Below are 21717 nucleotides of genomic sequence, written 5' to 3'. Positions count from 1 at the left end.
GACAGGCACTCTCCAATGACTCTTCGTATCGCAATCAATGGTTTTGGCCGTATTGGCCGTAATGTCCTGCGCGCACTGTATACCCAAGGCTACCGCCAGGATTTGCAGATCGTCGCCATCAACGATCTGGGCGACAGCTCGATCAATGCCCACCTGCTCAAATACGACACCGTACATGGCACATTCGACGCAGAGGTCGCCCACGATCAGGAAAGCCTGACCGTCAACGGTGACCGGATTGCCGTGAGTGCCATTCGCAACCCGGCTGACCTGCCATGGGCTGCACACAAGATTGACGTGGTATTCGAATGCACCGGTCTGTTCACCGACCGTGACAAGGCCGCCGCCCATATTACCGCCGGCGCGCGCAAGGTGATCATCTCGGCACCGGCCAAAGGCGCGGACGCCACTGTGGTGTATGGCGTGAACCACGACATTCTGCGTCAGTCCCACCAGATCATCTCCAACGCCTCGTGCACCACCAACTGCCTGGCGCCGGTCGCCCAGGTGCTGCACCGCGAGCTGGGCATCGAGAGTGGCCTGATGACCACCATCCACGCCTACACCAACGACCAGAACCTGACCGACGTCTACCACACCGACCCGTACCGCGCGCGCTCCGCCACCCAGAACATGATCCCAAGCAAAACCGGCGCTGCCGAAGCGGTGGGCCTGGTGCTGCCGGAACTGGCGGGCAAGCTGACCGGCATGGCCGTGCGCGTGCCGGTAATCAACGTGTCCCTGGTAGACCTCACCGTAACGCTGAAGAAAGAAGCCACTGCCGAAGAGGTCAACGCGCTGCTCAAGGAAGCCAGCCAGCACTCGAAGATCCTCGGTTACAACACCCTGCCCCTGGTTTCCAGTGACTTTAACCACAACCCGCTGTCGTCGATCTTCGACGCCAATCACACCAAGGTCAGCGGCAAGTTGCTCAAAGTATTGGCCTGGTACGACAACGAGTGGGGCTTCTCCAACCGTATGCTGGATAACTGCCTGGCACTGTGTAACGCCGAATAAAGCGATCCTTTGGGAGGGGCGATTCGACGTGCTCCCGATGGTGGTGTATCAGTCAGGAATGTGTTGACTGACACACCGCTATCGGGGGCAAGCCCCCTCCCACATTGTTCTAAGTAGGCCCAGAGAAATAGCCACTTGCCATTTGAGTTGATGATAAGCATTATCATTTGCTGCAAATCGGTCTGGTATCACTGTGAGCCAATCTCGCTTCAACCAAGTCTTTCTCACCCAACGGGTGATTCTGCTACGCACCTTGCAGCGGATGGTGAATAACCACAGCACCGCCGAGGACCTGCTGCAGGAAACCTACCTGCGCGTCACACGGGCCCTCAGCGAGCGGCCGATCGATCACCTTGAACCCTTCGTTTATCAAACCGCACGTAACCTCGCGTTGGATCACCTGCGCTCACGCAGAATCCAGGCCCGCACGCTGCAGGAAGATGTCCCGCTGGACATCCTGCAAAGCGTCGCCGCCCCTATCAGCACCCCCGAAGATGCGACTCAGGCCGAGCAACTGCTTGAACACCTGAGCGTCAGCCTGGGCCAATTGAGCGCCCGCCAGCAGCAGATTTTCATCCTCAGCCGCCTGCACGGGTGCAGCTATCAGGAGATTGCCGATCAGTTGGACGTGTCCCTGAGCACCGTGCAAAAGGAACTGAAATTGATCATGGCCATCTGCGTAGGTGTGGCCGACCGGCTGGATCGGCCTTAAGCTGCACGCGACAGAAATGTCGACCCGAGCTGTAGGAATAATGAATAGAACGTGGCGAAGACCCGAGGAACACCGTGACGGACCCCAATAAACTGCGCCCTCATGAGCTGGCTCATGAGGTGCTGCAAGACACGGCTATGGACCAGGCCCTGGATTGGCTGATTGCCTTGCAGTGCCCGCAAGCTGGGCAGCAGGCCGAGTTTGAAGCCTGGCTGGCCCGCGACCCGGCCCACGTCAACGCCTTCGCCAAGGCCCAGGCCGCCTGGGGTGGCGCGCCGGTTCACAGCGCCGCGGTGGCCCTGGCCGCGCCGCGCAAGCCCAGCGCCTGGCGCCGAATCAAACCCCATTGGAAACCGCTCGCCACCGCCGCAGTGTTGCTGATCGGGCTGTTCAGCTTCAGCAACCTGCCGGTGCGCCTGCAGGCCGACCACCTGACCGTGGTGGGCGAACGACAACGTCTGCAATTGGACGACGGCTCGAAAGTATTGCTGAACACCAACTCGGCGTTCTCCAGCAGCATCAAGGACCACCAGCGCATCGCCCGCCTGTACCAGGGCGAGGCTTTTTTCGAGGTTGTGCCCAACCATGGCCAGCCCCTGGAAATCGACGCCGGCCCGGTGCGCGCCAGCGTGCGCGACACCGCCTTCGCCGTGCGCTACCTCAATGGGGAGGCCCAGGTGCAAGTGCAGCGCGGTGATGTCGACCTCAGCAACACTTTCGACGATGCCCGCGTACGCCTGCGCGCCGGCGAAAGTATCCGCATCGGCCCCAAAGGCTTCGGCCAACCGGCCAAGCTGGACGCCAATAAGGACCTGGCCTGGGTGCAAGGCCGGCTGATTTTTGAAAACTGCCCGATGAGCGAAGTGCTCGCCGAGTTGCGCCGCTATTACCCCGGCTGGATCGTCAACACCAACGACCAACTCGCCAGCGTCGCGGTCACCGGCAATTACCGGCTCGATCAACCCCTGGACGTCGTGCGTTCACTGGCGCACATCACCTCTGCCAAGCTCTCGGAATACCCGGCGCTGGTCATCCTGAACTAAATGAGAATTATTTTTACTCGATAACCTTCGGCGATACGTCTCGTCTTAGCCAATGCAACTGATTCCTATTTGAATCGGTTCGCAACTATAAGATTCGTCCCCCGGAGCGCTTTCGATGTCCTCTCGTTTCAACCGCCGGTCTTCTTCGCCCGTCCTATCCTTGTTGACTGCCGCCATCCTGCTGGCCGGCGCGCCGGCCATGGCCGCCACCGCTGCCGAACCGGTTTCGCGCAGCCAGGGCAACTACACCTTCAGCATCGAACAGCAGCCGCTGGTCTCGGCGCTCAACGCCTTTACCGCCGTGACCGGCTGGCAAGTCGGCCTGCCCGCAGAGCTGGGCCAGGGCGTGTCGTCTCCTGGCGCACGCGGCCCATTGTCGCCAGAAAAAGCGTTGGACCGGCTGTTGGTGGGGACCAACCTGAGCTACCGCAAACTGGGCAATAACAACATCGTGCTGGAAAAGCGCGCAGCGGGCAGCACCCTCAATCTGCAACAGGTGACCATCAGCGCAACCCGTAACGTGCAGGATGTGAACAGCGTGCCGAGTACCGTCAGTGTGCATGAGCGTGAGGAACTGGACCGCCAGAACGTCAACAACATCCGGGAACTGGTGCGCTACGAGCCCGGCGTCTCGGTAGGCGGCGCTGGTACACGAGCAGGTAATGCCGGCTTCAACATTCGCGGCATCGATGGCGACCGTATCCTTACTCAAGTGGACGGTGTGGAAGTGCCGGGCAACTTCTTCAACGGCCCCTACGCCAAGACCCGCCGCAACTACGTCGACCCGGAAATCGTAAAGCGCGTGGAAATCCTGCGCGGGCCGGCGTCGGCCCTCTACGGCAGCAGCGCCATCGGCGGCGCCGTCAGTTACTTCACCCTCGACCCGGTTGACATCATCAAGCCAGGCCAAGACTTCGGCGCCCGCCTGAAGACCGGCTACAGCTCCGCCGACGAAAGTTGGCTGACCTCTGGCACCTTCGCCGGCCGCGTTCAAGACTTCGACGGTTTGCTGCACCTGAGCCAGCGCAACGGTCACGAAACTGAGTCCTACGACGGCAACAACGCCACCGGCCTGGATCGCACAGGCGCCAACCCGGAAGAAGCGCGCACCACTAACATCCTTGCGAAGCTCGGCTGGAACTATGGCGATGACAACCGCCTGGGTCTGACGTACGAGAAGTACAAGGATGATCGCGACGTCAACCTGAAGAACGCGGTGGGCGGCCCGTTCATCGGCGGCCGAGGCTTCAACCTCTACCGTGATCGTCGTGGTAACGACACCATCACCCGTGAACGTTTCGGCCTGGAAAACAGCTTCGCCCTTGAGTCGCCGATTGCCGACCGCATCAAGACCAGCGTCAATTACCAGATCGCCAAGACCGACCAGACCACCGCCGAAATCTATCAATCCGGTCGTCGCGTCCTGCGCACACGCGACACGCTCTACCAGGAAAAACAGTGGGTCTTCGATGCACAGTTGGACAAAGCGTTCAGCCTTGGTGAAACCGATCACCAAGTGACCTACGGCACCACCCTCAAGCAGCAGAAAGTCACCGGCTCGCGCGAGGGCAGCGCCACCTGCGTGGCCGTCGGCAGCGGTTGCACCGCCATCGGCGCGCCCAGCCCGATGGCCTCCGATAGCGTGAAGAAGGCCAGCGACTTCCCCGACCCGACCATCAACACCTATTCGCTGTTCGCACAGGACCAGATCACTTGGGACAAATGGACCTTCCTCCCCGCCGTGCGCTATGACTACACCCAGCTCAAACCCAAGCTGACCCAGGCATTCCTCAACACCGTCAACCCGACAGGTGCGGAAACGGTGAGCGACAAGAAGAAAACCTGGCACCGCGTGACGCCCAAGTTTGGCCTGACCTACGCGCTGACGGACCAATACACCTGGTTCGGCCAATACGCCGAAGGTTTCCGCACGCCGTCCGCCAAGTCGCTGTACGGCCGCTTTGAAAACTTGAACCTGGGCTACACCGTCGAACCCAATCCGGACCTCAAGCCGGAGACCAGCAAAGGCATCGAAACCGGGATTCGCGGCAAGTTCGACGAGGGTTCCTTTGAGGTGGCGGTGTTCTATAACAAATACCGCGACTTTATCGACGAAGACAACGTCGTGGTCGGCGGCACTGCCGAGCAGTTCCAAGCCGTCAATATCAAGCGCGCCAGCGTCAAGGGCGCCGAAGCCAAGGGCCGCCTGAACCTGGATGCATTCGGTGCCCCACAAGGCCTATACACCCAGGGTGCGGTCTCCTATGCCTACGGTCGCAACGACCAAAACGGCGAACCGCTGAACAGCGTCAACCCGCTCAAGGGCGTGTTCGGCCTGGGCTACGACCAGGAAAATTACGGTGGCCTGCTGAGCTGGACCCTGGTGAAGAAGCAGAATCGCGTAGACAGCTCCACCTTCCACGCGCCGGACGGCGACACCAGCGGCCCATTCAAGACGCCCGGCTTCGGCGTTGTCGACCTGACCGCCTACTACAAAGTCACCAGCGACGTGACCATCAACGGCGGCCTCTACAACCTCACCGACAAGAAGTACTGGAACTGGGATGACGTACGCAGCTACGACAGCGTCGGCGAAGCCGCGGTAACCGGCCCGGCCAACCTCGACCGCCTGACACAGCCCGGCCGCAACTTTGCGATTAACGTGATCTGGGATATCTGACCAAGCCCTTCTCACCTCGTCGAAATATCAACGACGAGGTGAGGATTTTTTACTGTGCCGCGTCTTCTTGTTCGTCTAGTTGATAACCGCTCTCTTTCGGGCACCAAGGCGCTCCCCTTCTCAAGGACTTTTTCATGACCGCTTCTCCTAACGCAGAACGTCCAAGCCTGCGCTCCCAGCGCCTGAACCAGATCACCAACGAGCCGCACACCAAGCTGGATGCACTGGTAAAGGCCCATGCCCCGTTCGAAACCCAGGCCAACTTTGCCCGTTTCGTGGTGGCGCAGTACCTGTTCCAGTCGGAACTGGTGGCCCTGTACAACGATGCCGAACTGATCAAGATCGTGCCTGACCTCGCCGCACGCTGCCGCGCCGAAGCCGCCAAGCTGGACCTCGCCGACCTGGACACCGAAGTGCCGGCTGCGGTGGCCGGTGCAGTGAGCAACCCGAGCAAAGCAGAAGCCCTGGGCTGGCTGTTCGTCTCGGAAGGCTCCAAGTTGGGCGCCGCGTTCCTGATCAAGCGCGCCGTAGGCCTCGGCTTGAGCGAAACCTTTGGGGCCCGCCACTTGGGTGAGCCAGCCGGCGGTCGTGCCGAAGGCTGGAAGCGCTTCACCCGCACCCTCGACGGCCTGCAATTCAGCCCCGAGGAAGAGGCCGCGGTAGAAAAAGGCGCGGTGGATGCGTTTGTGCGCTTCACCGTGTTGCTGGAACAGGCGTACGCTAGCGCCCCTGAACTGGCCTGATCCCGCAAATTGAAATGCAACCCAATGTGGGAGGGGGCTTGCCCCCGATAGCGGTGCATCAGCCAACAAATAGGTAACTGACCCACCGCCATCGGGGGCAAGCCCCCTCCCACATTTTGATCGCATTTAAGTTCGGACTTTTTTGTAAACCTTCCCCAAGAAAAGCTTCACCATGACCGGCAAAACCCAATCCACCTCGAAAATCGCACAGATCCTGTTCGGCCTGCTGGCCTATGTCAGCCTGGGCATCGGGCTGGTGGCGATTGTGATACCCGGTTTGCCCACCACCGAGTTCATCCTGCTGGCCGCCTGGGCCGCGACCAAAAGCTCGCCACGCCTCAGCGCCTGGCTGGAAAACCACCGCCTGTTTGGGCCGATCCTGTTCAACTGGCGCAACGGCAAGATCATCGCGCGCCGGGCCAAAGTCAGTGCCACCGTGAGCATGCTGTTGTGCGCGATCCTGATGCTGGTGATGCTCGACCATGGCTGGCCCATCTACCTGGCGATTGCCGGGATGAGCCTGGGCAATCTGTGGATCTGGTCACGCCCCGAACGGCTCGCACAGCCCGTATAACCCTACCTGTAGGCGTTTTCCTACCGCCCATCGCCTTCTGCTCATGAAAGCCCCTACCGCGCCGATGCTCCGGATATAGCGCTGAATGGACTTGGCCGTGCTGTGCATTCCAACAAGTCCATTCGTGAGTGAGCCTATGTTCGACACCCTCTCTATCCGCTTGAAAATCGTGCTGCTGTCCGGGCTTTGCCTATTGGGCGTGATTGCACTGGTGGTCGGCATCAATATCTACACCACTAACCAGAACGATCAGTTAGTCAGTGATTCAAGCTCACGCATGCTCACCGCTGGCGTGGAACAGTTGCTGCAAGCCAAGGCTGCGGAGCAGGCCGTGCAACTGCAGAAAACTTTCGGTGACAGTCAGGTAGCGTTGACTGCCCTTGCCGACCAGATCAAAGACCTGCGTAACTTGGGGACCAAGCGTGCCCTTGAAGCCGGCGCCCTGCGCGAAGAACTCAACCAGAGCGTAAAAACCGCATTCGAGCGCAACAACAAGGTGCTGGGCATCTGGCTGTCATTCGAGCCCAACGGGTTGGATGGCAAGGACAGCGAATTCGTCGACGACAAGGCTCGCGTGTCCAACGAAAAAGGCCGCTTCTCCAGCTACTGGAGCCGAGCCGGTGGCGCAGGCCTGAACACCATCATGGTCGAGGACGACCTGACCAAGACTACCCTCAACCTCAGTGGTACGCCCTACAACATCTGGTACACCTGCCCGCGCGACACCCGCAGTACATGCCTGTTGGACCCGTATGAAGACACAGTGGCCGGCAAACCCGTGCTGATGACCACCATTTCGATGCCGCTGATCGTGGAAGGCAAAGTCATCGGTATCGTTGGTGTCGATATCGCCCTTACCGCCCTGCAAGCGTCCACCGATGCCGCACAGAAAGACTTGTTCAATGGCGCGGCGCACCTGGAGATTCTCTCCAGCACCGGCCTGATTGCTGCGTACAGCGGCGAACCAGCCAAGGTCGGCAAGAATCTTATCGATACCCTCGGCGCCGAAGGCAAAGAGATCGTGCAACTGCTGGCCAGTGACAATCACGTGATCCGAGAACAGGGCGATACCATTCGCGCCGTGTACCCGGTCAAGCCGATTAGCGATGCCAAATCCTGGGGCGTGGTGATCAAGCTGCCAAAAGCCGTGATGCTGGCTGATAACGTCAAGCTGCAAGCCGTGCTCGATGATGCGCAGGCGGCTGGTACGCTCAAAGCCTTACTGGTAGCGGCTGCCGCCGCGTTGCTCGGCCTGCTGTTGATCTGGCTGACCGCCACCGGCGTAACCCGCCCGATCAACAGCGTGGCCGCGATGCTCAAGGACATCGCCAGCGGCGACGGCGACCTCACCCAACGCTTGGCCTACAGCAAAAAGGATGAACTGGGCGAACTGGTGAACTGGTTCAACCGCTTCCTCGACAAGCTGCAACCGACTATCGCCCAGATCAAGCAAAGCATCACCGAGGCCCGCGGCACGGCGGACCAGTCCTCGGCCATCGCCCGCCAGACCAGCGAAGGCATGCAGGTGCAGTTCCGTGAAATCGACCAAGTGGCCACGGCGTCCAACGAAATGAGCGCCACCGCCCATGACGTCGCCAACAGCGCCTCGAATGCCGCCAGCGCGGCACGCGGTGCCGATCAGTCGGCGCGCGAAGGCATGCAGATCATTGAAAAGAGTACGCGGGATATCACGATCCTCGCCGAAGAAGTCAGCAGGGCCGTGGGCGAAGTCGAAGCCCTGGCAGTCAACAGCGAGCAAATCGGTTCGGTGCTGGAAGTGATCCGCAGCATTGCCGAACAGACCAACCTGCTGGCGCTGAACGCAGCGATTGAAGCGGCACGCGCGGGCGAAAGCGGCCGCGGCTTTGCGGTGGTGGCCGACGAAGTCCGTAACTTGGCCAAGCGCACCCAGGATTCCGTGGAGGAGATCCGCCTGGTGATCGAACGCATCCAGAGCGGCACCCGTGGCGTGGTCGCGACGATGCACTCAAGCCAAAGCCAGGCCCAGAGCAATGCCGGGCAGATCCATCAGGCCGTGCAGGCCTTGGGCAAGATCAGCGACGCCGTGACGGTGATCAGCGACATGAACCTGCAAATCGCCAGCGCCGCCGAACAACAGAGCGCGGTGGCCGAAGAGGTCAACCGTAACGTCTCGGCGATCCGCACCGTGACCGAAACCCTCACCGGCCAGGCCACCGAATCGGCGGCTATCAGCAGCCAACTCAATGCGTTGGCCAGCCAGCAGATGAAACTCATGGATCAGTTCAAGGTTTAAGAAACACCACAGGTGAAATGTGGGAGGGCGCTTGCCCCCGATAGCAGTGTGTCAGTCAGCAGATTCATTGACTGAGACACCGCTATCGGGGGCAAGCCCCCTCCCACATTTTGATCGCGTACTGCTTAGAGACCCGTCCAAGCCTGCACAAACGCCGCCACATCTTCCTTCGGCGCCGTACGCGGCGGGTTCTGCGGGGTACCCAAATAGAGGAAGCCAATCACTTCCTCATCCGCCGTCAGCCCCAGGCCTTTGGCAACGTGGGCCGAGTAGGACAACTCACCCGTACGCCACACCGCACCAATCCCTTGGGCATAGGCCGCCAACAGAATGCCGTGGGCCGCACAGGCCGCCGCCAGCAGTTGCTCAGACTTGGGTACCTTGAAGTGCTCCTGCAAACGGGCGATCACCACCACCACCAACGGTGCGCGCAATGGGCCGTTCTGGGCCTTGTCGATGGCGGCTTGCGGGGCGTCGGCGTCTTGCAGGCGTGCAGCCTCGGCCAGCAGCGTCCCCATCTGCTCACGGGCGGCGCCTTCTACGGTGAGGAAACGCCAAGGGCGCAATTGACCGTGGTCGGGTGCACGCATGGCAGCGGCGAACAGCACGTCGCGCTGCTCCTGGGTCGGTGCCGGCTCCAGCAAACGCGGCACGGAAACACGGTTGAGCAAAGCGTCGAGAGCCTGCATTGGCCACCTCCAGAAAAAATGTGCGGTCATTCTAGCGGGAATAAACCGGCGACCACCAAACGATAATTGCTCTTATTCATTCCCCCCGGCCCTGTTAGACTTTGCGACCATATTTTTCACGCTCGTTCAGGAAACTCGATGTTCCGTTCGCTTCTTCGTCTGTCCGTCGTATGCATGGCCTTGGGCCTGACTGCGTGCGATGACGCCCCCAGGTTCACCAAGGCCGAGCCGGGTGAATCGCGGGCAGGCGGCGCGACGACGGTGAATAAGCGCGACCAGAACGCGTTTTCCCTGCCGTCGGCCAACTTGTCGCCGACGCGCCGCTTGGACTTCAGCGTCGGCAACAGTTTCTTTCGCAGTCCTTGGGTGATCGCGCCGTCCACCACCACCGCCCGTGATGGCCTGGGCCCGTTGTTCAACACCAACGCTTGCCAGAACTGCCACATCAAGGACGGCCGTGGCCACCCGCCGTTGCCCGACGCAGCCAATGCGGTCTCGATGCTGGTGCGCCTGTCGATCGCCCTGCCAACTCAGGATCAGCAACCCTACGCCAAACTCATCGAGCAAGCAGGCGTGGTGCCAGAGCCGATATACGGCGGGCAATTGCAGGACATGGCCGTGCCCGGCGTCACCCCGGAAGGCAAGGTGCGGGTCGACTACACACCGGTCAACGTCACCTTCAAGGACGGCACCGTCGTCGAGCTGCGCAAGCCGGACCTGCAGATCACCCAACTCGGCTATGGCCCAATGCACCCCGACACCCGTTTTTCGGCGCGCATCGCCCCGCCGATGATCGGCCTTGGCCTGCTTGAAGCCATCAGCGACGCGGACATCCTGCGCAATACCGACCCCAAAACCGCCGATAAAGAAGCCATCGTCGGCCGGGCCAATCAGGTGTGGGATGACGCCCAGCAAAAAACCGTGCTCGGGCGTTTTGGCTGGAAAGCCGGACAACCCAACCTCAATCAACAAAATGTTCACGCGTTTTCTGGTGATATGGGCCTCACTACGTCCCTGAGACCCTTCGATGACTGCACCGACGCCCAAGTGGCCTGCAAACAGGCGCCCAACGGCAATGGCGCCGATGGCGAGCCGGAAGTCAGCGATAACATTCTGCGCCTGGTGCTGTTCTACACCCGTAACCTTGCCGTGCCCGTGCGCCGCCAGGTCAACGATCCGCAAGTCCTGGCCGGGAAAAACCTGTTCTTCCAGGCCGGTTGCCAGGGGTGCCACAAGCCGACGTTCACCACCTCAGCCAATGCCGCCGAGCCTGAATTGGCCAACCAAGTGATCCGTCCCTATAGCGATTTGCTGCTGCACGACATGGGCGATGGCCTGGCCGACAACCGCAGCGAATTCAAGGCCGGTGGCCGCGACTGGCGCACGCCGCCGTTGTGGGGCATTGGCCTGACACACACCGTAAGTGGCCATACCCAGTTTCTGCATGACGGTCGCGCCCGCAACCTGCTGGAAGCCGTGCTCTGGCACGGCGGTGAGGCACAAGCGGCGCAGCAGCATGTGTTGTCCTTTAATGCCGAACAGCGCGCTGCGTTGCTGGCGTTCCTGAATTCTTTATAAGCTTCGCCCCACTTACAGAAGGGAGCTCGACATGTTCCGTCCCAAGTTGTTGTTCACCAGCCTGGCCGCCCTCGCCCTGGGCGCCTGCTCGCCACAAGACCCGCAAGCTGTGACCTCTGCAGCGATCGCCAAACAAGTGATCCTGCCGACCTACAGCCGCTGGGTCGAAGCCGACCGTCAGTTGGCCGTCAGCGCCCTCGCCTACTGCCAGGGCAAGGAAAGCCTGGACACCGCCCGCGCCGACTTCATCCATGCGCAAAAAGCCTGGGCCGAGTTGCAACCGCTGCTGATCGGCCCGCTGGCCGAGGGCAACCGTGCATGGCAAATACAGTTCTGGCCGGACAAGAAAAACCTGGTCGGGCGCCAGGTCGAGCAATTGGTCACCAGCCAGCCGCAGATCGACGGCGCCGCCCTGGCCAAGTCCAGCGTAGTCGTGCAAGGCCTGTCGGCCTACGAATACATCCTCTACGACGCCAAGACCGACATCGCCGACGATGCGAACAAAGCCCGTTATTGCCCACTGTTGGTGGCCATCGGCGAGCGTCAGAAAACCCTGGCCGAAGAGATCCTAGCCAGCTGGAACAGCACCGATGGCATGCTCGCGCAGATGACCAAGTTTCCGAACCAGCGCTACGCCGATTCCCACGAAGCCATCGCCGACCTGCTGCGCGTCCAAGTGACCGCCCTGGACAGCCTGAAGAAAAAACTCGGCACGCCCATGGGCCGCCAGACCAAGGGCATCCCGCAGCCGTTCCAGGCCGACGCTTGGCGCAGCCAGTCGTCCCTGCAAAGCCTGGAGGCCAGCCTTGCTGCCGCCCAGACCGTATGGGTCGGCGTCGACAACAAAGGCCTGCGTGGCCTGCTGCCGTCGGATCAGAAACCATTGGCCGACAAAATCGACGCCGCCTACGCCGCGTCCCTGAAACTGTTCGCCAGCAACCAGCGCACCCTCAACGAACTGTTGAACGATGACGCCGGTCGCCAGCAACTCAACGACATCTATGACAGCCTCAACGTCGTCCACCGCCTGCACGAAGGCGAACTGGCCAAGGCGCTGGGCATCCAACTGGGCTTTAACGCCAACGACGGTGACTGATGATGCTCAGGCGACAGGCTTTGGCGGTTGGCAGCGTACTGCTCAGCGCACTCACACTGGGTGGTTGGACGTTGTTCAAGCAGAAAGACAAGGGTCCGCTGCTGCTGTCGGCGCGCGATGATGCAGACGGCAAGCACTACGCCGTGGGCTATCACTTGGACGGCAAGCAAGTGTTTGCAACTCAGGTCGGCCAGCGCTGCCACGACATCATCAACCACCCGACACTGCCGATTGCGCTGTACGTCGCCCGTCGCCCGGGCACCGAAAGTTACCTGATCGACCTGCGTGATGGCGCGCTGCTGCAAACCATCACCTCGAACACCAATCGCCACTTCTACGGCCATGCGGTGATTCACAATAGCGGCGACTGGCTGTACGCCACCGAGAACGATACATCCGACCCCGGCCGTGGCTTGCTCGGTGTGTATAAGTTCGAAGGCGAGCGGCTGGTGCACAGCGGCGAACTTTCCACCCACGGCATTGGCCCGCACCAGGTGTCGTGGATGCCCGACGGCGAGACGTTGATCGTGGCCAATGGCGGCATTCGCACCGAAGCCGAAAGCCGCGTGGAGATGAACCTCAATGCCATGGAGCCGAGCCTGGTGTTGATGCAGCGCGATGGCACGCTCATCAGCAAGGAAACCCTGGCCCAGCAGATGAACAGCGTGCGCCATATGGGCATCGCCAGCGATGGCACCATCCTTACCGGGCAGCAGTTCATGGGGCCGTCCCAGGAGCGTTCCGAGTTGCTGGCGATCAAGCGTCCGGGGCAACCGTTCGTGGCGTTTCCAGTGGCAGACGAGCAATTGCAGGCCATGGGGCATTACACCGCCAGCGTCGCGGTGCACAGCGAGTTGCGCCTGGTGGCATTGACGGCGCCACGTGGCAATCGCTTCTTTATCTGGGACATGGACAGCGGCGAACTGCGTCTTGATGGTCCGTTACCCGATTGCGCAGGGGTCGGTGCAGTAGAGGATGGGTTTGTCGTCACCTCCGGCCAAGGCCGTTGCCGCTACTACGATTGCCGCCAGAAACAGTTGGTCGCCAAACCGCTGGAATTACCAGCAGGGCTCTGGGACAACCATCTCCACCTGATCTGACATCCCCCTGTAGTCGCCCGATTTGCCGGCGATGGTGTACTTCAAATCGCCGCAGGGCTTGAAGGCGCCATCGCCGGCAAGTCGGGCTATTACAGGGCCGTTGACCTGTCAAAAATACCGTCTGGAATCCCCACTACACTCGGAGTAATGTTTCGAGCTTGTCTGTTTTCGTCTGTCTCAGTTTTTCCAAGGAACCGGAATATGCTGCGCCGTCGCATGCTGATCATGTTGGGTGTCGTCCTGTTAATCGTCCTGCTGCTGGCGGGCTATAAAGCCTTTTCCATCTATCAGCAGATCCAGGTCTTTTCCAAACCCAAGCCGCCCGTGAGTGTCGCCGTCGCCACCGCTGTCGAGCAGCCATGGCAGCAACGCCTACCGTCGGTGGGCACGCTCAAGGCTTTGCAAGGCGTCAACCTGAGCCTGGAAATTGCGGGAACGGTCAAAGACGTGCAGTTCGAATCCGGGCAGAAGGTCAAGGCCGGGCAACCCCTGGTGCAACTGGACAGCGCCGTAGAAAGCGCGCTGCTGGAAACTGCCCAGGCCGACTTGGGCCTGGCCCAGCTGGACTACGGACGCGGCAGCCAGTTGGTGGGCAGCCAGGCGATTTCCAAAGGCGAGTTCGACCGCCTGTCCGCGCAACTGCAAAAGAACAAAGCCACGGTCAACCAGCTCAAGGCCTCGCTGGCGAAGAAGCATATTGTCGCGCCGTTCAGCGGCACCATCGGCATTCGCCAGGTGGACGTGGGCGACTACCTGGCCAGCGGCACGGTGATCGCCACCTTGCAGGACATCAGCAGCCTGTATGTCGACTTCTATATCCCCGAGCACGCGGTGCCCAAGGTCGCCATCGGCCAAACCGTGCAGGTGCAGGTCTCAGCCTACCCCGGGCAGCAATTCCCCGGTCGCATCAGCGCAATCAACCCCAAGGTCGAGGACAGCACACGCAATGTCCTGGTGCGCGCCACCCTGGCCAACCCGGACAACACACTGCTGCCCGGCATGTTCACCAGCCTCGACGTCTTGCTGCCCAACCCCACCGCACAGATCGTGGTGCCGGAAAGCGCAATTACCTACACCCTCTACGGCAACTCGGTGTACGCCGTGGCCGAGAAGAAGAACGAGAGCGGCGCGCTGGAAAAGGACGCCAATGGCCAACCGCTGCTGATCGCCGAGCGACGCTTTGTCGAGACCGGCGAACGACGCGGCGGCCTGGTGCTGGTGAGCAAGGGCCTGAGCGCCGGAGAGCAGGTGGTCAGCGCCGGTCAGCTCAAGCTGGATAACGGCACGCCCATCGCCATCAGTCCGGACAAAAACCTGCCGGCAGGGCACTGAGCCATGAAGTTCACAGATGCCTTTATCCGCCGTCCGGTGCTGGCCATGGTGGTCAGCCTGCTCATCGTGCTGCTGGGTTTGCAGGCCTACAGCAAGTTACCGCTGCGCCAATACCCGACCATGGAAAACGCCCTGATAACGGTGACCACCGCCTACCCCGGTGCAAACGCCGAAACCATCCAGGGCTATATCACTCAGCCGTTGCAGCAAAGCCTGGCCAGCGCTGAGGGCATCGACTACATGACGTCGGTGAGTCGCCAGAACTTTTCGGTGATTTCCATCTACGCGCGCATCGGCGCCAACAGTGACCGCTTGTTTACCGAGTTACTGGCCAAAGCCAATGAGGTAAAAAACAAACTGCCACAAGACGCCGAAGACCCGGTGTTGAGCAAAGAGGCGGCCGACGCTTCGGCGCTGATGTACATCAGTTTCTCCAGCCAGCAATTGAGCAACCCGCAGATCACCGACTACTTGTCTCGCGTCATCCAGCCCAAGCTCGCCACCCTGCCGGGCATGGCAGAAGCGGAGATCCTCGGCAATCAGGTGTTCGCCATGCGTATCTGGCTGGACCCGGTCAAGCTCGCCGGTTTCGGCCTCAGCGCCAGCGACATCACCGACGCCGTGCGCCGTTACAACTTCCTGTCCGCCGCCGGCGAGGTGAAGGGTGAGTTCGTGGTGACCAGCATCAACGCCAACACCGACCTCAAGTCCTCTGAAGCCTTTGGCGCCATCGCCGTTAAAACCGACGGTGACAGCCGTGTGCTGCTGCGGGACGTGGCCCGCGTAGAAATGGGCGCGGAAAACTACAACGCCATCAGCTCGTTTGGCGGCACGCCCTCGGTGTACATCGGCATCAAGGCTACCCCCAGCGCCAACCCGCTGGAGGTGATCAAGGAAGTGCGCAAGATCATGCCAGAGCTGGAAGCCCAGCTGCCGCCTACCCTCAAGGCAGAAATTGCCTACGACGCCACGCTATTTATCCAGGCCTCCATCAACGAAGTGGTCAAGACCCTGTTTGAGGCGGTACTGATCGTCATCGTGGTGGTGTTCCTGTTCCTCGGCGCGTTGCGCTCGGTGGTGATCCCGGTGATCACCATCCCGCTGTCGATGATCGGCGTGCTGTTTTTCATGCAATTGATGGGCTATTCGATCAACTTGCTGACGCTGCTGGCGATGGTATTGGCCATCGGCCTGGTGGTGGACGATGCCATCGTGGTCGTAGAAAACATCCACCGGCATATCGAGGAAGGCAAGACGCCATTGGATGCGGCGCTGGAAGGCGCTCGGGAAATTGCCCTGCCGGTGGTGTCCATGACCATCACGTTGGCCGCGGTGTATGCGCCCATTGGTTTTCTCGAAGGGCTCACCGGGGCGCTGTTCAAGGAGTTCGCCCTGACCCTGGCCGGGGCGGTGATCATTTCCGGCATTGTCGCCCTGACCCTGTCACCGATGATGTGCGCCCTGCTGTTGCGCCACGATGAAAACCCGAGCGGCCTGGCTCATCGCCTCGACCGGATTTTTGACAGACTCAAGCGGCGCTATCAACGCATGCTCCACGGCACCCTGAATACGCGGCCGGTGGTGATCGTGTTTGCGCTGATCGTGCTGTGCCTGATCCCGGTGTTCCTCAAGTTCACCCAGTCGCAACTGGCCCCGGACGAAGACCAGGGCATCATCTTCATGATTGCCAGCGCGCCGCAGCCCACCAACCTGGACTACCTCAACACCTACACCGACGAGTTCATCAACATCTTCAAGGAGTTTCCGGAGTACTACTCGTCGTTCCAGATCAATGGCTTCAACGGCGTGCAATCGGGCATCGGCGGTTTCCTGCTCAAGCCGTGGAACGAGCGTGACCGGACCCAGATGCAAATCCTCCCCGAGGTGCAGCATCGCCTCGAGCAGATTCCCGGCCTGCAAGTGTTCGGCTTCAACCTGCCGTCCCTGCCCGGCACGGGTGAGGGCCTGCCGTTTGGCTTTGTGATCAACACCGCCAATGACTATGAGTCGTTGCTGGAAGTGGCCAACCGCGTGAAAAAGCGCGCGATGGAGTCGGGCAAGTTTGCCTTTGTCGACATCGACCTGGCCTTCGACAAACCCGAAGTGGTGGTGGATATCGACCGCGCCAAGGCGGCGCAGATGGGTGTGTCGATGCAAGACCTCGGCGGCACCCTGGCAACCCTGCTGGCGGAGGCGGAGATCAACCGGTTCACCCTTGATGGGCGCAGTTACAAGGTGATCGCTCAGGTAGAACGCGCCTACCGCGATAACCCCGACTGGCTGAACAACTACTACGTGAAAAACACCCAGGGTGAATTGTTGCCGCTGTCGACCCTGATCACACTCACCGACCGCGCCCGACCGCGCCAGTTGAATCAGTTCCAGCAACTCAACTCGGCGCTGATATCAGGCTTTCCGATCGTGAGCATGGGCGAGGCCATCGACACCGTGCGCCAGATCGCCATTGAAGAAACCCCGCCCGGCTATGCGTTCGACTACAGCGGTGCGTCCCGACAATTTATTCAGGAAGGCTCGGCGCTGTGGGTAACCTTTGGCCTGGCCCTGGCGATTATCTTCCTGGTGTTGGCGGCGCAGTTCGAAAGCTTCCGTGACCCGCTGGTGATCCTGGTGACGGTGCCGTTGTCGATCTGTGGGGCGCTGATTCCGCTGTTCCTGGGCTGGTCGAGCATGAACATCTACACCCAGGTGGGGTTGGTAACGCTGATCGGCTTGATCAGCAAGCACGGCATTCTGATCGTGGAATTTGCCAACCAGTTGCGTAAGGACAAGGGCCTCACGCCCCGACAAGCCGTGGAGGAAGCCGCATCGATTCGCCTGCGACCAGTGCTGATGACCACAGCCGCCATGGTGTTCGGCATGGTGCCGCTGATTTTCGCAACCGGGGCAGGTGCCGTCAGCCGGTTTGATATCGGGATGGTGATTGCGACGGGGATGTCGATCGGTACGTTGTTTACGCTGTTTGTACTGCCCTGCGTTTATATCCTCCTGGCCAAACCGGATAAGGCTTGAAGCAAAAAAAAGGGCCTCGCATCGCAAGGCCCTTTCGGGGTGGTTTAAATCGTTTCAACTCTGCGGCCTCATCCCTTGAGACATTCCAAACATGAACAGGAGCAACTCGTGATCAGGCTTGGCCGCCACACTCGCCTTGACGACGCGCGGCAACAGGCATTGCGCCCCGTCCTGCGTCGCACTGAGTACCTGTGTGCGAGGCTGTTCCCACGCGGCCAGGGCCAAGGCTGCAACGCCTAACGCCCCTACCAGAAACACACCTCGTGCTATTTCTAGCTTCATTTGGTTAAACCCTTGATAGCGCTGCCAAACGCCGTCTCGTAAAAGTAGCTGAGTTTTGCCCAGTCGCTATCGTTCCACGACGAATGGCGGCGCAGTTGCAGCATGTCGTGGGACGCTGCCTTATGAGCGGTAATGCGCTGGCGGCACTTCTCAAAATCCAGCAGTGCCACTTCCACGTTGGCCGCGTCGCCCTCGCCCGTCACCCTTACAAAGATATGCTTGATGTACAGGCAACCGTGCTGCCAACGCCCCTTGTGCATACGTGCCAGGGTGCAGGCCAATTCCTTGAGTACGCGCTCGTGGACCAATTCGCCGTAGCGTTCACGGCCACCCGCGGAGTACCAGTTTTCAATTTCGTCAAAACCGTCTAGGGACGCGGTGACCAGCAACGCCTGCCACTGGTGCTCAGCATCGCGGCGCGCCTCGCAGAACACCAACTCCGGCACCCGCACATCCAGCAAGCGCAGCCCCTTGAGGGCATCACGCTCGCGCAGCACCGTGGGGCGCCCAAAGGGGTGCAGCCAACTGCGGTAGATGTGGCCAGTCTGGCGCTTGCTGTAGAGCAGACGCCCATTGGCGCTCATCACTCGCTGCACACCACTTTCACCGCCGCGACGACGATTGGGCTCTTCGACCCACTCGCCTTGTTGGCGCCAGAAATAATCAAATCTTTCTTCGGGAGCTACGTGACTGCCTGCTACGCACTCAACTGCCATGCTCTTACCTCTTGCGCAATACATACACTCGCCACATGGCGTACAGCGGGATGAAATCCAGAGAATCCTGAACACGGAAACCCGCTTGCTCAAATTCTGCTTCAACAGTAGCAGCTGGTAACACAAATCTGTTTTGGTAACCTTCTTGCTCACCGTTCTTGCGTCGCTGCCCTTCAAGGCGTTTGCGTTTCCAGGCTTTGAAATTGCCATCGACCCACAGCGAAATGATCACGCTGTCGCGGGTAACACGCTGAAACTCCCGCAATATCGCCAGTCGGTGCGCCGGATCACCAATGTGGTGCAACAGGCGCATACAGAAAATGCTATCGACCGAGTTATCCGGCAAATCGATATCAAAGGCAGATGTCTGCAAAGGTCGTACCCGTTTCACCACATCCGCCGGTTGGGCGGCGGTTGCGACCTTCAACATCGACGCGGAATTGTCGGCGCCAATAATCACACGGTTGGGTTTTTCCGCCAGCAACGGCCAGAAGCGCCCCGCACCACACGGCAAGTCCAGCACCAGGCTAGGCTCACCCGCCATCGCCAACGCACCACGGGCCAATTGCTCGTCGCGCTTGTGGGACAAGCGGCGGGCCAAATTGTCCTGATGCTTGAGCAAATATTCGTGGGCGTGTTCGTCGTCGTACTTGTCGGAAAATTCGAGTTTGATCGGGGTAGGCATCAACGGATCTCCTGTTGCTGATGCCTACAACCTTAAGCAGCGTCCTGTGATCAACAGGTCAACCCATTGTGAAAAACTTGTCCTGTCCAATCTCATATATTTCAAGACTTTACAGATACAAACAATATCATGGGGCCATCTTCGCCGAATTACGGCGATCTCTGGCAGGATAACGGCAGGGGAAACGGTCAGGCGTTGACCTGACTCAACTGAACATGAAAGCGACAGCCATTGGGTTCCATAGTGCTGAGGGTAACGCTCCAGCCCTGGTTCTCGCAGATGCGCTGGACCAGTGACAAACCCAATCCGAGGCCCTCACCGCGCTTCTCACTGCCGCGGACAAACGGCTCGAACATCGCTTCGCGCTTATCTTCGGGAATGCCGACGCCGCTGTCTTCCACCACAAACCCGGTAGGCTCCAGGGTCAGCCGGATAAAACCGCGTTCGGTGTAATGCAGCGCATTGCGCAACAGGTTGCCCATCACGGCATGCAGGAAGGTCGCGTTGTAGCGGGTATCCAAAGGGTTGCCCGGCTGGTAGATCAACTCCAGGCCCTTGTGCTCAATGGGCTCGCGCCAAATGCCAAGCAGATCATCAGCCACCTGCGACAGGTTGACCTTGGGCGACATGCTGCCATCGTCATGTTGGGCACGGGCGAGCATCAGGAAGGTTTGGACCAGTTCACGCATTTCTTCACAGGCACGGGCGATTCGCTCGACCTGGTTACGCCCACGCTGATCGATCGCGGGGTTTTCCAGTAGCAGCTCGCAGGAACTGGCCAGCACCATCAGGGGCGTGCGCAGTTCGTGGCTGACATCGCTGGTAAACAACTGCTCGCGTGACAATGCCTGACGCAGGCGCCCCAGCGTGGCGTCGAAGGCCACGGCCAACTCCCCCACTTCGTCGGCGGCATAGTCGGGCGCCAGGGGCGGCGCCAGGCCAAGCAACTGGTCACGGTGGCGCACCTGACGAGCCAGTCGCACTACCGGCGCCATTACCTTACGGGCCAGCACCCAGCCGAGGAACACCGCCAGCGCCAGGCTGAGCACGAAGCCCACCAACACCACGGCAAACAGCACGCGCTCTCGCTCTTCGAAATCGCTTTGATCTTGCAGCAGCACATAGCGCCGACCGTCGACTACTTCGACCATAGCGTGGTACGACAGCGCCTCCCGAAACACCTCATGAAACCCTGGCTCCAGATGGCGCAGGTCCTTGGGCAATTCAAAATCGCCGGGGCCACCGCTGAAGTAAAACAGCTGATCGGGCTCGGGCCGGTGCCGCCAGTCCTCAACGGTGTCCATCAGCAGCAGGCGCTGCAAGTCACCGCCCAAGCCTGCCGAGATCAACTTCTCTTCCACCAGGTGCACGGTCGCGACGATGCCCATGGCGAAGGCGCCCGCCACCAACGCACTCATCAAGGCAAAGGCGATGATGATCCGCTGGGCAAGGCTTTGCTTAAACTCCATCACGGCCCTCGGCCAAGCGGTAACCCACACCATGCACCGTTTGCAGCAGCGGTTTGGCGAACGGCTTATCGATCACTTGCCGCAACTGGTGCACATGGCTGCGCAGGCTGTCGCTGTCCGGGCAGTCATCGCCCCACAGCGCCTCTTCAAGGACTTCCCGACGCAGTACGTGGGGACTTTTCTGCATTAAGACCGCGAGCAGCTTCAGGCCGACCGGGTTGAGTTTGAGCAGGCGCCCTTCGCGGGTAACTTCCAGGGTATCGAGGTCGTAATTAAGATCGGCCACTTGCAGGGCGCGACGGCCGCCACCTTGGGCACGGCGCAGCACGGCTTCGATACGCGCGGCCAATTCCGACAGGGCAAACGGTTTGAGCAAATAATCGTCGGCGCCGGACTTGAAGCCCTGCAACCGGTCATCCAACTGGTCGCGAGCGGTGAGCATGATCACCGGTGTGTCGCGGCGGGCGTCTTCACGCAGGCGTTTGCACAAGGTGTAGCCATCGATGCCAGGCAGCATGATGTCGAGCACGATCAAGTCGTAATGCTCGGTTGCGGCCAGGTGCAAGCCCGACAAACCGTCCTGCGCACAGTCCACGGTGTAGCCTTTTAGCCCCAGGTAGTCGGCCAGGTTGGCCAGAATATCGCGGTTGTCTTCAACCAATAGAATTCGCATGGGCAGTGTCTCCGTACGCGGTA

18 protein-coding genes are annotated in these 21717 nt (G+C 60.4%); 12 read left to right on the top strand and 6 right to left on the bottom strand.

The window, feature by feature from the left end:
- The first annotated feature begins 15 nt into the window (after positions 1–15).
- The 7 genes from gap (at position 16) to ACEN2T_RS12315 (ending at position 9044) form a co-directional block, all read left to right on the top strand.
- The gene (gap, locus tag ACEN2T_RS12345; protein WP_032890857.1) at positions 16–1017 is read left to right on the top strand and encodes a type I glyceraldehyde-3-phosphate dehydrogenase; all 1002 of its coding nucleotides are present in this window, start codon (positions 16–18) and stop codon (positions 1015–1017) included.
- A 193-nt stretch (positions 1018–1210) separates the two neighbouring features.
- Positions 1211–1729 (top strand): RNA polymerase sigma factor, encoded by a 519-nt coding sequence (locus ACEN2T_RS12340; protein ID WP_032890856.1) that lies wholly within the window; start codon positions 1211–1213, stop codon positions 1727–1729.
- A 74-nt stretch (positions 1730–1803) separates the two neighbouring features.
- Positions 1804–2772 (top strand): FecR family protein, encoded by a 969-nt coding sequence (locus ACEN2T_RS12335; RefSeq protein ID WP_122680786.1) that lies wholly within the window; start codon positions 1804–1806, stop codon positions 2770–2772.
- 115 nt (positions 2773–2887) lie between these two features.
- On the top strand, positions 2888–5452 hold the full coding sequence (locus ACEN2T_RS12330; RefSeq protein WP_442116803.1) for a TonB-dependent receptor: 2565 nt from the start codon (positions 2888–2890) through the stop codon (positions 5450–5452).
- Between the two features lie 134 nt (positions 5453–5586).
- Complete coding sequence (locus ACEN2T_RS12325) at positions 5587–6195, top strand: biliverdin-producing heme oxygenase (RefSeq protein WP_095185783.1); 609 nt, start codon at positions 5587–5589, stop codon at positions 6193–6195.
- Positions 6196–6367: 172 nt separating this feature from the next.
- Positions 6368–6769, top strand: a complete 402-nt coding sequence (locus tag ACEN2T_RS12320) for a YbaN family protein (protein ID WP_032890851.1) — start codon at positions 6368–6370, stop codon at positions 6767–6769.
- Between the two features lie 136 nt (positions 6770–6905).
- Entirely contained in the window at positions 6906–9044 is a 2139-nt protein-coding gene (locus tag ACEN2T_RS12315; RefSeq protein ID WP_122680788.1) for a methyl-accepting chemotaxis protein, read from the top strand.
- Positions 9045–9169: 125 nt separating this feature from the next.
- Here ACEN2T_RS12315 and ACEN2T_RS12310 read toward each other — a convergent pair whose 3' ends face one another.
- Positions 9170–9733, bottom strand: a complete 564-nt coding sequence (locus ACEN2T_RS12310; protein ID WP_032890847.1) for an NAD(P)H nitroreductase — start codon at positions 9731–9733, stop codon at positions 9170–9172.
- Positions 9734–9871: 138 nt separating this feature from the next.
- On the opposite strand from ACEN2T_RS12310, the gene ACEN2T_RS12305 reads away from it, so the two are divergent.
- The 5 genes from ACEN2T_RS12305 (at position 9872) to ACEN2T_RS12285 (ending at position 17869) form a co-directional block, all read left to right on the top strand.
- Positions 9872–11311 (top strand): di-heme oxidoredictase family protein, encoded by a 1440-nt coding sequence (locus ACEN2T_RS12305; RefSeq protein WP_122763808.1) that lies wholly within the window; start codon positions 9872–9874, stop codon positions 11309–11311.
- Between the two features lie 31 nt (positions 11312–11342).
- The gene (locus ACEN2T_RS12300) at positions 11343–12407 is read left to right on the top strand and encodes an imelysin family protein (protein WP_032890843.1); all 1065 of its coding nucleotides are present in this window, start codon (positions 11343–11345) and stop codon (positions 12405–12407) included.
- Between the two features lie 2 nt (positions 12408–12409).
- On the top strand, positions 12410–13507 hold the full coding sequence (locus tag ACEN2T_RS12295) for a DUF1513 domain-containing protein (RefSeq protein WP_442116838.1): 1098 nt from the start codon (positions 12410–12412) through the stop codon (positions 13505–13507).
- Between the two features lie 201 nt (positions 13508–13708).
- Positions 13709–14839, top strand: a complete 1131-nt coding sequence (locus tag ACEN2T_RS12290; RefSeq protein WP_442116802.1) for an efflux RND transporter periplasmic adaptor subunit — start codon at positions 13709–13711, stop codon at positions 14837–14839.
- 3 nt (positions 14840–14842) lie between these two features.
- Positions 14843–17869, top strand: coding sequence for a multidrug efflux RND transporter permease subunit (locus ACEN2T_RS12285; RefSeq protein ID WP_442116801.1), 3027 nt, complete (start codon positions 14843–14845; stop codon positions 17867–17869).
- A 54-nt stretch (positions 17870–17923) separates the two neighbouring features.
- Here ACEN2T_RS12285 and ACEN2T_RS12280 read toward each other — a convergent pair whose 3' ends face one another.
- The 5 genes from ACEN2T_RS12280 to colR form a co-directional block, all read right to left on the bottom strand.
- Positions 17924–18151 carry a hypothetical protein gene (locus ACEN2T_RS12280; protein ID WP_032890836.1) on the bottom strand — a complete coding sequence of 76 codons (228 nt, stop codon included), beginning with the start codon at positions 18149–18151 and terminating at the stop codon, positions 17924–17926.
- Positions 18148–18867, bottom strand: a complete 720-nt coding sequence (locus tag ACEN2T_RS12275) for a lipopolysaccharide kinase InaA family protein (protein ID WP_032890835.1) — start codon at positions 18865–18867, stop codon at positions 18148–18150. The genes ACEN2T_RS12280 and ACEN2T_RS12275 overlap by 4 nt, the downstream gene beginning before the upstream one ends.
- A 4-nt stretch (positions 18868–18871) precedes the next feature.
- Positions 18872–19552 (bottom strand): class I SAM-dependent methyltransferase, encoded by a 681-nt coding sequence (locus tag ACEN2T_RS12270; protein ID WP_032890833.1) that lies wholly within the window; start codon positions 19550–19552, stop codon positions 18872–18874.
- A 188-nt stretch (positions 19553–19740) separates the two neighbouring features.
- Entirely contained in the window at positions 19741–21021 is a 1281-nt protein-coding gene (locus tag ACEN2T_RS12265; protein WP_032890831.1) for a sensor histidine kinase, read from the bottom strand.
- Positions 21011–21694, bottom strand: a complete 684-nt coding sequence (gene colR / locus ACEN2T_RS12260) for a two-component system response regulator ColR (RefSeq protein WP_027605482.1) — start codon at positions 21692–21694, stop codon at positions 21011–21013. The genes ACEN2T_RS12265 and colR overlap by 11 nt, the downstream gene beginning before the upstream one ends.
- Between the last annotated feature and the right edge of the window lie 23 nt (positions 21695–21717).

Origin of the sequence: Pseudomonas sp. W22_MBD1_FP4 (assembly GCF_052113765.1) — a bacterium.
GTDB classification, from domain to species: Bacteria; Pseudomonadota; Gammaproteobacteria; order Pseudomonadales; family Pseudomonadaceae; genus Aquipseudomonas; species Aquipseudomonas sivasensis.
The sequence above is the reverse complement of the archived record's forward strand: the minus strand, read 5'-3'. Positions and strand labels throughout refer to the sequence as shown.